Annotated in this window: 9 protein-coding genes; 3 read left to right on the top strand and 6 right to left on the bottom strand. The window is 67.5% G+C overall.

Annotated features, from left to right (window positions below):
- The first annotated feature begins 115 nt into the window (after positions 1-115).
- Positions 116-1585: a hydroxymethylglutaryl-CoA synthase family protein gene (locus tag SAHL_RS15670; RefSeq protein ID WP_123592360.1), complete on the top strand. Its 1470-nt coding sequence runs from the start codon at positions 116-118 to the stop codon at positions 1583-1585.
- 498 nt (positions 1586-2083) lie between these two features.
- Here SAHL_RS15670 and SAHL_RS15665 read toward each other — a convergent pair whose 3' ends face one another.
- A complete protein-coding gene (locus tag SAHL_RS15665; protein ID WP_123592359.1) occupies positions 2084-3124 on the bottom strand; it encodes an NADP(H)-dependent aldo-keto reductase in 1041 nt (346 codons plus the stop codon).
- Between the two features lie 5 nt (positions 3125-3129).
- Positions 3130-4038, bottom strand: coding sequence for a phosphoribulokinase (locus SAHL_RS15660; protein ID WP_123592358.1), 909 nt, complete (start codon positions 4036-4038; stop codon positions 3130-3132).
- 266 nt (positions 4039-4304) lie between these two features.
- Between SAHL_RS15660 and dctP the strand changes: the two genes are divergently transcribed.
- Positions 4305-5327 carry a TRAP transporter substrate-binding protein DctP gene (dctP, locus tag SAHL_RS15655; protein ID WP_123592357.1) on the top strand — a complete coding sequence of 341 codons (1023 nt, stop codon included), beginning with the start codon at positions 4305-4307 and terminating at the stop codon, positions 5325-5327.
- 416 nt (positions 5328-5743) lie between these two features.
- Here dctP and SAHL_RS15650 read toward each other — a convergent pair whose 3' ends face one another.
- The 4 genes from SAHL_RS15650 to thiS all read right to left on the bottom strand — a co-directional run bounded on the left by SAHL_RS15650 (position 5744) and on the right by thiS (position 9886).
- Entirely contained in the window at positions 5744-7027 is a 1284-nt protein-coding gene (locus SAHL_RS15650; protein ID WP_123592356.1) for a TRAP transporter large permease, read from the bottom strand.
- Between the two features lie 49 nt (positions 7028-7076).
- The gene (locus SAHL_RS15645) at positions 7077-7781 is read right to left on the bottom strand and encodes a TRAP transporter small permease (RefSeq protein ID WP_123592355.1); all 705 of its coding nucleotides are present in this window, start codon (positions 7779-7781) and stop codon (positions 7077-7079) included.
- A gap of 376 nt (positions 7782-8157) precedes the next feature.
- Positions 8158-8841, bottom strand: coding sequence for a tRNA (guanosine(46)-N7)-methyltransferase TrmB (gene trmB, locus SAHL_RS15640; protein WP_123592354.1), 684 nt, complete (start codon positions 8839-8841; stop codon positions 8158-8160).
- Positions 8842-8887: 46 nt separating this feature from the next.
- A complete protein-coding gene (gene thiS / locus SAHL_RS15635; protein ID WP_123592353.1) occupies positions 8888-9886 on the bottom strand; it encodes a sulfur carrier protein ThiS in 999 nt (332 codons plus the stop codon).
- 197 nt (positions 9887-10083) lie between these two features.
- Here thiS and SAHL_RS15630 point away from each other — a divergent pair.
- On the top strand, positions 10084-11296 hold a 1213-nt coding region (locus SAHL_RS15630; RefSeq protein ID WP_184947762.1), incomplete at its 3' end, for an AsmA family protein.

Genomic DNA, 11296 nt, shown 5'->3' with positions numbered 1-11296 from the left:
CCCCGCCATGACGGCAGGGGCGGATCGCGTTACAGGGTGCAGCATTTGCTAGCATGCCCGCCTGAACTGCGCTGCCGGTGTCCGCTGTGTGCCGGCCGAAACCGTGAGTATGTCGATGCCTGGAATCAGTGGACTGGCACTCTATCTGCCGCCGTATCGCGTGCAGCTCGCCGATTGGTGTGACTGGAACGGCCAGCCCTGGGACAAGGTGCGCAACGTCGTCGGCCGCAGCTTTCGCATGCGCGGCCCGGAACAGAGCGTCTACACGCTGGCGGCGAACGCCGTCTGGCGGCTGATCCAGGCCTACGACATCGACCCGCGGGAGATCGGCTATCTGGCCCTGGGCACCGAATCCAGCAGCGACAATTCCGCGGGTGCGGTGATCGTCAAGGGCATGCTCGAGGACGCGCTGGCCGCGCACGGCCGGCCCGCGGTCTCGCGCGAATGTGAGGTGCCGGAGTACAAGCACGCCTGTCTGGGCGGCGTCTACGGCATCAAGGGGGCGCTGCGCTATCTGGCCACCGACGGGGCCGGCCGCAAGGCGATCGTGGTGTGCTCGGACATCGCCGAATACGAGCGCGGCTCCTCCGGCGAGCCCACCCAGGGCGCGGGGGCGGTGGCGATGCTGCTGGAGTCCGAGCCGCGGCTGCTGGCGATCGATCTGGCCGGCAGCGGCAGCGCCTCGGACTATCGCATGGTCGATTTCCGCAAGCCCTTCGCCCGGTTTCGCGATCAGCCGAGCCGCGCCGACGGCCAGATGCAGGATCTGCCGGTGTTCAACGGCCGCTACTCCACCAGCTGCTACATCGACGCCACGCGCCATGCGATGAACGCGCTGCTGGCGCGTCAGTCGACGCGCCACCCGGACTATTTCCATTCGGTCGACGCCGTGTTCATGCACCGTCCGTATCACAAGATGCCGGCCTCGGGCTGGGCGATGGCCTATCTGTTCGCGCTCGCCGACGGCGACGCCCGCGCCCGCGCCGAACTCGCCGGCTACTGCGCGGACGCCGGCGTGGACGCCGATGCGCTGTTCGCCGAGACCGCCGGCGCGGCGCCGGACATGCGTGATCGTGTGGCGTCTGGCCAGAGCGGCGAGGACGCCTTTCCGCTGTCCACCACGCTGCTGCGGCATCTGCGGGGCACGCCGCTCTGGCAGCGGCTGGTCGAGGACAAGCTCTCTCTCGGCAGCGAGATGATGCGCGACCTGGGCAATCTCTATACCGCCGCGCTGCCGGCCTGGCTGGCGGCCGGGTTAGTGCAGGCGCGCGCCGACGACCTCGATCTGGCCGGCCAGCACTGGCTGGCGCTCGGCTACGGCAGCGGTGACGCCGCCGAGGCGCTGCCGATGCATGTGGTCGAGGGCTGGGTCGAGGCCGCCGACCGGATCAATTTCGTCGCGGCGCTGGGCGCGCCGATGGATCTGGACGCCGATCAGTATGTAGTCCTCCACGACGGCGCGCCGGTGGATTTCGAGCCGGTGCCCGCCCGAGACGAGTTCGTGGTCGACCATATCGGCACGACCGACGAGCCGGGCTTTCGTGATACCGGCATTGAGTATTACCGCTACGTCGCCGGCGGCTGAGGCCCGGCGGGCCCGTTGACGTCTGGACCGAGGGCAGTGTCGGTGTCCGGACGCAATCGCGCCAGACCGGATGCGAGTCGCCGCTCGTGACAGGCCCCGACCGGGATGTGCCACGCGGCGGGGCGTGAATCGCGGCTCAGCCCGTGGCCCGGTGCGGCTCCATCATGATCCGGCGTTGCGGTGCGGTCAGGCGGGATGACGCCCCGGCGTTCGCCTCGCCTCGTCTTGCGCCGGAATGGCCACGGGTCAGGGGCCGAGGTGAAACCGCAGCAGGCCCCCAGAGGGTATCTGCGAAACAAGTACTATCCGTTTTCGACGTAACCACACACTGTCGAGCGCAGGTCGGATCAGCGCGATGCGCGTCATCCGATACGCGGCCCATCGGTGCGATCGCCCGCTGTCGTCGGACACGGTGCATGCACCTCGCCCATCAACGCGTGCGATGCGTATTGCGCCGGGTGGCGCTCGATCCCGTGAGCACGCGCTCGGAGCAGGCTCTCAGGGGCAGGGGTTGGGATTGGCGGCGTGGATCGCCTCGATGGCCTCGACCAGCTCGTCCGAAAGCTCGATGTCGGCACTGGCGATGTTGGTCGCGAGCTGGTCCATGGTGGTGGCCCCGATGATGTTCGAGGTCAGGAAACTGCGGCTGTTCACGTAGGCCAGCGCCATCTGCGCGGGATCGATGCCGTGCCGCCGTGCGAGGGCGACATAGTCGGCGGTCGCCTGCTTGCCGCGGGCGTTGGTGTAGCGCGAGAAGCGCTCCCAGCGCGTCAGCCGGGCGCCCTCCGGGGCGGCGCCGTCCAGATACTTGCCGGTGAGCATGCCGAAGGCCAGCGGCGAATAGGCCAGCAGGCCGACGTCCTCGCGTTCGGCGCATTCGGCCAGTCCGATCTCGAAGCTGCGGTTGAGCAGGGAGTAGGGGTTCTGGATCGAAACCACCCGCGGCAGGTTCTCGCTCTCGGCGGCGCGCAGATAGCGCATCAGGCCCCAGGGCGTCTCGTTCGACAGGCCCACGCAGCGGATCTTGCCCTCGTCGACCAGGCGGCCCAGCTCGCCGAGGGTGTCCTCAATCGGCACCGCGTCGTCGTCGGGCCGGTGGCTGTAGCCGAGCCGGCCGAAGGTGTTGGTGGCGCGGTCCGGCCAGTGCACCTGATAGAGATCGATATAGTCGGTGTGCAGGCGCTCGAGGCTGGCTTCCAGCGCCGATCGGATCTGGCTCGGGGTCAGCCGGGTCTCGAAGCCGTCGCGGATCCAGTCCATCTGCGAGCGCCCGGTGACCTTGCTGGCCAGCACCACGCTGTCGCGCTTGCCGGTCGCGGCCAGCCACGAACCGATGTACTCCTCGGTCCGGCCCTGGGTGTCCGCCTTCGGCGGCACCGGATACATCTCGGCGGCGTCGATGAAGTTCACGCCGTGATCCAGCGCATAGTCGATCTGCGCGTGGGCCTCGTCCTCGGTGTTCTGTTCGCCGAAGGTCATGGTGCCGAGCGCGATGCGGCTGACGTCGATGTCGCTGCGTCCGAGTTTGCGATACTGCATTGAGTTCAGGGGTCTCCGCGTTGCCCGAGATGATCGGCGGTGGCGGCGCGCCGCCGTTCGAGCAGGTGTTCCACTATGGGGCCGATGATGATCTCGGCGGCCATGCGCATCTTCGTGCCCGGCACCACCAGCGTGTTCGGCCGGGACATGAACGAATCCTGGATCATGGTCAGCAGATACGGAAAATCAACCGCCCAGCGCTTCGGATCGCGAAAGCGGATCACCACCATCGATTCGTCGTCGTTCGGGATGTCGCGCGCGATGAAGGGGTTGGAGGTGTCGACCAGCGGCACCCGCTGGAAATTGATGTCGGTGCGCGAGAACTGAGGCGTGATGTAGCGGACATAGTCCGGCATCCGACGCAGGATGACCTTGGCCACGTCCTCGGGCGCGTAGCCGCGCTGGTCGGTGTCGCGCCGGATCTTCTGGATCCATTCCAGATTGATGGTCGGGACCATGCCCACCATGAAATCCACGTGCCGTGCCACGTCGTGCTGGTCGGTGACCACGCCGCCATGCAGGCCCTCGTAGAACAGCACGTCGCTGTCCTCGGGCACGGGCGCCCAGTCGGTGAAGGTGCCGGGTTCCCGGTCGAATTCGGCCGCCTCGATCTCGTCGTGCAGATAGCGTCGGCTCTGGCCGCCGCCGCTGGCGGCATACTCGGCGAACAGCGTCTCGAGCCGGTCGAAACGGTTCGCGCCGGGGCCGAAATGGCTGAAGTTCTCGCCGCGGATCGTCGCCCGCTCGACGGCCCGGGCCATCTCGCCGCGTTCGTAGGCGTGGAAGGCATCGCCGTCCACGAAGGCGGCCTTCATCCGGAGCCGATGAAAGATGTGCTCGAAGGCGACACGCGCGGTCGACGTACCGGCCCCGGAGGAGCCGGTGACCGCGATGATGGGATGTCGAATGGACATGGCCGCCAACTGTGACTGCATCGTGCACGCAGCGCAAGACGCCCGGATCGGCCGCGCGCTCGGGCCCCGAGCCCGCTTTGCAAGGCCGGCGCATCCGGTCGTGACAGGGCGAGTCGATGAGCAGTGTCCGGCCGAAGCCGACGTACGGGGCCACCCCGGGGCGGTGGACGCGCGAGCGGCGGGCGTGTGCGGCCAGCTTGACAGGGTCTGTCCGATGCCATGTAGTGACAAGGCACATTTATCGGCTTCCACATCAGGGGGACCATATGAACTTCCGTACCTTTTTAGGCGCAGGCCTCGCGCTCGGGCTGGCCGCGGCGACCACCGTCGCCAGCGCCGAGACCTGGCGCGTCGGCCTCGAGGAGATCGAGGGCAGCGTCCAGTATGAATACGCCAAAGCCTTCAAGGAGCGTATCGAGGAGCAGAGCGACGGCGACATCACCGTGCAGCTGCTGCCCTACGGCGAATGGGGTTCGAGCTATTCCTCGCTCTACGACGCGATCCAGGGTGGCGCGCTGCAGCTCGGCTTCGGCTCCGGCTTTCTCGGGGGCACCGTGCCCGAAAGCCAGCTGATGAGCCTGAACTTCGTCATGCCGGCGGATCAGCTCGAGACTGCCAAACTGCTGAACTCCGATGCCTTCATGCAGAGCGATGCCTGGCAGCAGTCCTTCCGCGAGCGCAATCTGGTGCCGCTGTCGGCGCTGCCCGAGGGATATCAGGTGTGGACCGCCAACCGCGAGATCCGCACCCCCGAGGACATGAAAGGGCTCAAGATCCGGGTCATGGACAACAGTCTCCTGCGTTCGACCTATCAGGCCTACGGCGCGTCGCCGATCACCATTGCCTACGGCGAGCTCTACAGCGCCCTGCAGCAGGGTCAGGCCGAAGGCAACATCCAGCCGGTGTTCGCGCACGAGGAAATGGGCTTCTACGAGGTCCAGGACTACATGATCTTCGCCAAGCAATCGCAGTTCGTGGCGAACTTCATGGGCAACCTCGACTGGTATGAGGGTCTGTCCGACGAGCAGAAGCAGATGGTCAAGGAGACGACCGACGAGCTGGTGCAGGTCGGTCACGACATCCAGAGCAAGTTCAACGAAGAGCGCCTGGACACGATCAAGGAGAAGGGCGACATCCAGATCATCGAACTCAGCGAGGATGAGCGCGCCAAGTTCCGTGAGCTGGCCAAGCCGGTCCGCCAGACGTTCATCGACGATGTCGGCGAACGCGGCAAGAAGGCGCTCGATATCGTGCTTGAGCAGACCGACAAGTCGGGCAACGCCGACTAGGAGCCGTTCCGACTCAAGCGGTGACGACCGGCCGGGCGGATGGGATCCATCCGCCTGGTCGCAGGCCCGGGGCGCTGCGGAAGGTTCCGTCGCGCCCCGGGCTTTTTTGTGTTCGGAGCCGGTGTGCTTGCGCGGGCGTCACGGGTCGCGATGCGGCTCGGTCTTCGTCTTGGTCGGCCGTGCGGCCCCCGGGCCGGCGTACGGGCCCCTCGTGCCTTGCCCGCCAGGACCGCTCCGGGCGGCCAGCCCGATAGGCCACAAAGCCGCCGGGAGCGGCTGTCTTCGAGCGGCCGTCGCGCCCGCCATGCATAGGGCCGCCCGCCGGCCGCCGCAGCGAGCCGGCCGGTGCATCGCGATGAACCCATGGCATATCGTCCGGTGCAGCCGCCGCGCTTGGCCCGCGATTTCCCTCGCTGCTATTGCCCGCCGAGGGACGGCAGGAACAGCGAGATCTGCGGGAACAGGATCAGGATGAAGGTCGCCAGCAGCAGGATGGCGATGAACGGCGGGGTGCCGCGAATGACTTCCATGTATGGGCGCCGGAACACTGCGATCGCGGTGAAGATGTCACAGCCGAACGGCGGTGTCGCGGAGCCGATCGCCGCCTGCAGCGTCACGATCACGCCGACATGGACCGGGTCCAGTCCGGCGGACTGGACCAGCGGCTTGAAGATTGGCACGAGGATGAGGATGACCACGATCGGGTCGACGAACATGCAGCCGACGAAGAACGCCGCGGCGATCAGAAGCAGGGCGAGGATCTGGTTGTCGCCAATGTGCTCGATCGCCGGGCCGAGGATCTGATCGGGCACGCCGGCGGTGCCCAGCGCCTGTGAAAAGGCCGCGCCCACGGCGACGAGAATGAACACGACCGCGGTGATCATGCCCGTCGACAGCGCAAGCGGACCGAGATCGCGGATTCGGACCTGTCGGTAGATCACGACCTCGAGGAGCAGCGCATAGGCGACGGCCACCGCGGAGGCCTCGACCGCGCTGAAGTAGCCGCCGTAGATGCCGCCGACCACCAGGACCGGAAAGCCCAGCGGCAGAATCGTCTTGCGAAAGGCGGTTAGCCGCTCGCTCCAGCTCGCGGGCTGTTCCGGTTCGATGCCCTTGATGCGCGCGCCGATATAGCAGTAGAGCGCGAACATCAGCAGGATCAGCAGGCCCGGCAGGATGCCGGCGAGAAACAGGTCGCCGATCGAGGTCTTCATGACCACGCCGTAGACGATGAAGCCGATGCTGGGCGGAATCAGCAGGGCGATGTCGGAGGCGTTGATGATCAACGCCAGCGCGAAGCTGTCGGGATAGCCCTTGGCGAGCAGGCGCGGGCGCATCGGCCCGCCCATGGCGACCACCGTGGCCTGGGTCGAGCCCGAGACCGCGCCGAACAGCGCGCAGGAGGCCGCGGTGGTGATCGGCAGGCCGCCGCGCATGTGGCGCGTGAAGGCGTCGACCAGGTCCAGCAGCCGGTTGGCGGTGTGGCCCTTGGTGAGAATGTCAGCGGCGAAGATGAACATCGGCACTGCGGCCAGCACCCAGCTGCCGACGCCGCTGATCATCCAGCTCACCGCCTGGTCGGGGCCGAAGAAGGTCATGCCTGTGAACATCATGTAGAGCGCGCCGACGGCCAGCGGCACCATCATCGGGAACCCGAGCAGCAGCAGCACGAGCATGACCAGCCCCAATCCGATCAGCATCCCCGTCTCCCGTTGCGCGTCATGGTCTCGTTTTCGGGCGTGAGTGGCTTCATCCGTTCGACTGGTCGCCCGCGGCCGGGCGGCCGCTATCGTCGAGCGGCACGTCCGAGTACGTTTCTTTCTCGGTGAACGAACGATAGATATCGTTGCTGACCAGATTGCGTATCGTCGTCAGTACGTATTGGATGCCGGCAAGGCTGAAGCCGATCGGCAGGGCCAGATTGACGGTCCAGTACGGTATGCCCAACGCGGCACTGGTGCGACCGCGGTCGTACAGCGTCATGACGTATTCGCTGGACTTGAACGCGAAATAGAACATCAACGCGGCCGTGCCGAGGCTGATGACGATCAGCAGCGTCTTGCGGAGTCCGCCGCTGAGCTGATCGTAGATGGCCGACATGCTGATATGGCGGGCGCAGCGGGCGGCATAGCCCACGCCGACGAAGGTCATCACCACGATCAGCATTTCCGTCACCTCGTAGGTGCCGGGAATGCCGCTCGGAATCACCGCATTGACGTGCGTCAGCCAGCCCAGGCCTGGATAAGCCTCGATTTCGTTCAGGCCGGCGGACAGCAGGTTGCTCACCACATGCAGGCTCATCAGCAGCGCCATCGCCAGCACGCTGCCGGCGACCACGATGCGTTCGAGCCAGTCGAGCGCCCGGTCGACGACGTTGAGCGCCGACAGGAGGGGGCCGTGCCCGTGCGCGGTCTCGCCCGAGGCCGCCGAAGCCGCATTATCCGTTTCTGTCATGTGTCGTTCGCCTCGTGCGATGGCGGCGATCGCCGATCATGTTCGCCGGTCGCGCGTCATTCCGGACCCAGTGTCCCTCGGCCGACTCTTTTCGACGGTACATCCATTGCATCGGCCTTGCCACTCGCCTTTAGGCGGGTGCGCGTGCCGCATGCCGTGGTGCCCGAAGTCGTCGAATCCGAAGCCGACGCGTGTGTTGCAAGAGCGGTGCCATCTGCTCGGCGCGTGAGTCGAAGACGCGGCCCGGCATGGCGTTGGGCGCGGCGGGGATGGCGTACGTCGCCACGGCGGAATCCTCCGGCACAACGTGGGCGCCCGGTTATCGGCGATGACGGCGCGCGTCCTGGGCCTGCACCGCGATCGCTCGCCGTCGGCCCTATTCCCGGCGACGATAGGCCATGTCGAAGACGGCGTGGCCCTTGCGGCGGCCGCGGGATTCGAACCGCGTGCCGGCACGCGGTGGCGCGCTGACGTAGCCGTCGGCGTCGCCCGCGTTCGAGAACGACGGGTGCGCATCGAGAACGTCGCGCATGTGCTCGGCGTAGTGGACCCAGTCCGTGGCCAGGCGCCAGAGCCCGCCCGGGCGCAGGACTCGTGCGATCTCGTCGGCGAACGCCGGCTGCACGATACGGCGCTTGTGGTGGCGCTTCTTGGGCCACGGGTCGGGGAAATAGAGCAACACGTTGTCCAGGCTGGCCGGACCGAAGGCGGCGGCCAGGACATCGACGGCATCGGCGGCGAACACGCGGGCGTTGGTCGCGTCCGCGGCATCGAGCGCGCCGAGCAGCCGGCCGACGCCGGTGAGATAGACCTCGACACCGATGAAGTCCTCGTCGGGGTGCGCGATCGCCAGATCGGCGAGCACCTCGCCGGCACCGAAGCCGATCTCCAGTGTGCGCGTCGCCGACCGGCCGAACACCGCGTCCCAGTCGAGCGGCGCGGCCGGAAGCGTGAGCCCGTAGTGCGGCCACAGGGCGTCGAGGTTGCGCTGCTGTCCGGGGGTCAGGCGCCCCTCACGGCGGACGAAGCTGCGGATACGGCGATGCGGCGTCGTGTTCACGTGCAGGTTCCCGTGACGCGGTGGCGGCGCGTGCGCCGCGAGGCGCTCAGAAGGGCAGGTCGGACATCGGCGAGGAGGCCGAGGCGTAGCGGCGCCGCGGCATGCGCCCGGCCAGGAAGGCCTGACGGCCGGCGATCACGGCGTGGCGCATGGCCTGGGCCATCAGGATCGGCTTGTTCGCATGCGCGATGGCCGAATTCATGAGCACGCCGTCGCAGCCCATCTCCATGGCGATGGACGCGTCCGAGGCCGTGCCCACGCCGGCATCGACGAGCACCGGCACGTTGGCGTTCTCCACGATCTCGATGACGTTGTAGCGGTTCTGGATGCCCAGCCCCGAGCCGATCGGCCCGGCCAGCGGCATGATCGCCACACAGCCGATATCCTCCAGCCGGCGGGCCGCGATCGGGTCGTCGCTGGTATAGACCATGACCTCGAAGCCGTCGTCGACCAGCTGCCGCGCGGCGGTCAGTGTCTCCGGCATGTCCGGATAGAGCGTCTTCTCGTCGCCCAGCACTTCGAGCTTGACCAGGTTGTGGCCGTCGAGCAGCTCGCGCGCCATGCGGCAAGTGCGCACCGCCTCGTCGGCGCTGTAGCAGCCGGCCGTGTTGGGCAGCAGCGTGTACTTCTCCGGCGGGATCACGTCCAGCAGATTGCGCTTGGCCGCGGCCTCCGGATCGGACAGGGCCGGCGTGCGCCGGATCGCCAGCGTGACGATCTCCGCGCCGGAGGCGGTGATCGCGGCTTCGGCCTGATCGAGATCGGCGTACTTGCCGGTGCCGACCAGCAGCCGCGATTCGAACCGGCGCCCGGCGATCGTCAGGCTGTCGGCCTCCGACATCGCCTGGCCGCCGCCGATCGCGTGCACGACCTCGAGGCGGTCGCCCGGGTCGATCACGGTCTGCGGATATTCCTGGCGCGGGACGATGTCGCCGTTGCGCTCGACCGCGACGCGGCGCGTGCCGTAGCCCAGCGTATCGAGCAGCTGTTCGATCGTCGTGCCCTTGTCGCACGCTTGCGGTTCGCCGTTGACTTCGATCTGCATGGCGTTGGGTCGGGCCGAGTGCGGACCGACTTGGCTGTAGGGATAAGCGGGCTAGAATAACGCGCGTCGGCCAGGCGCGTACAAGAACGCCCGCGCCGGCCGGTCGCGCGATGGAACCCGCAGCGGCCGCGGTTGTCTTTTCGTCCGGGTGCGGCATGGTCGCGGCCCGCCTCCACATCGTCCACGATGCCCCGCACATGAAACGTGTCGCCAAAATCCTGCTCGGTGTCCTCGGCGTACTGATCCTGCTGATCGTGGCCGCGGCCATCGCGTTGCCCCTGCTCGTCGACCCGAACGACTACAAACCGCAGATCAATGCCGCGATCGAGGATCAGATCGGCCGCGAGGTCGACATCAGCGGCGACATCGGCCTGTCGGTGTTCCCGTGGCTGGGGGTCGAGCTCGGGCGCGTTTCCGTGGCCAACGCCGACGGGTTCGGCGACGAGCCGATGGCGACGGCGCAAGCCGCCGAGATCAGCATCAAGCTGCTGCCCCTGCTGTCGCGCGAGATCGAGGTGGGCACGGTCGGCCTGCAGGGGCTGAATCTGCGGCTGGCGCGCAACGCCGACGGCCGCACCAACTGGGCCAGCATCAGCGAGCATCTGACGCGGAATCAGGCCGAATCGGGCAACGGCGAATCACCGGCCGAAAGCGAGCCGAAGAACGATCCCGCGCCGGACGACGGCGGTTTCTCGCTGTCGTCGCTGCAGATCGGCGCCATCGACATCCGCGATGCCGCGGTCTCCTGGCGCGACGCCACGACCGGGGCCGACTACCGCGCCTCGGGCGTCAAGCTCGTGACCGGCCGCCTGACCGACGGCGAGCCGGTTCGGCTGGAATTCGGCGGCGATTTCGAGGCACCGGAGGCCGCTCTCGGCGGCGAAGTCAGTCTGGTCGCCCAGGTCGAGCCCAGCATCGCGGATCAGTTCTACCGGTTCTCCGATCTGAGTCTGAACGTGATCGCCTCCGGCGAGGCGGTGCCGGCCGGCCGCCAGCAGGCCAGCCTCACCGGCGCCGGCGAGTTCGACGTGGACGCCGGACGCTTCAAGCTGTCGAACATGGCCCTGCAGGCCGCGGGATTGAACGTCAACGCGAACGTCGACGGCAGCGATCTGGGCAGCGATGCGGCCGCCTACTCGGGTCGGGTCACGGTCAAGGAGTTCAACCCGAGCACGGTCATGCGTGAGCTCGAGATCGAGCCGCCGGCGACGCAGCGCGACGCAGCGCTGTCGACGGCCGGTTTCGACGCGCAGTTCGAAGCCGGCAACGAGCACGTGCAGTTCAAGCAGATTCTCGCCACGCTGGACGACAGCTCGGTGAAGGGTTCGGCCCGGGTCGAGGACTTCGCGCAGCCGGCGATCGGCTTCGATCTGAGTCTCGACGAGCTCAACGTGGACGACTATCTGCCGC

Source organism: Salinisphaera orenii subsp. halophila YIM 95161, from assembly GCF_003732545.1.
Taxonomy (GTDB): domain Bacteria; phylum Pseudomonadota; class Gammaproteobacteria; order Nevskiales; family Salinisphaeraceae; genus Salinisphaera; species Salinisphaera orenii_A.
This window is presented reverse-complemented; position numbering and strand designations above follow the sequence as displayed.

Bases quoted from the DNA above. Each gene is read 5' to 3' on its own strand.
- SAHL_RS15660 (WP_123592358.1), bottom strand. From the start codon at position 4,038: ATGTCCATTCGACATCCCATCATCGCGGTCACCGGCTCCTCCGGGGCC.
- SAHL_RS15645 (WP_123592355.1), bottom strand. From the start codon at position 7,781: ATGACAGAAACGGATAATGCGGCTTCGGCGGCCTCGGGCGAGACCGCG.
- SAHL_RS15650 (WP_123592356.1), bottom strand. From the start codon at position 7,027: ATGCTGATCGGATTGGGGCTGGTCATGCTCGTGCTGCTGCTGCTCGGG.
- SAHL_RS15670 (WP_123592360.1), top strand. From the start codon at position 116: ATGCCTGGAATCAGTGGACTGGCACTCTATCTGCCGCCGTATCGCGTG.
- thiS (WP_123592353.1), bottom strand. From the start codon at position 9,886: ATGCAGATCGAAGTCAACGGCGAACCGCAAGCGTGCGACAAGGGCACG.
- dctP (WP_123592357.1), top strand. From the start codon at position 4,305: ATGAACTTCCGTACCTTTTTAGGCGCAGGCCTCGCGCTCGGGCTGGCC.
- SAHL_RS15665 (WP_123592359.1), bottom strand. From the start codon at position 3,124: ATGCAGTATCGCAAACTCGGACGCAGCGACATCGACGTCAGCCGCATC.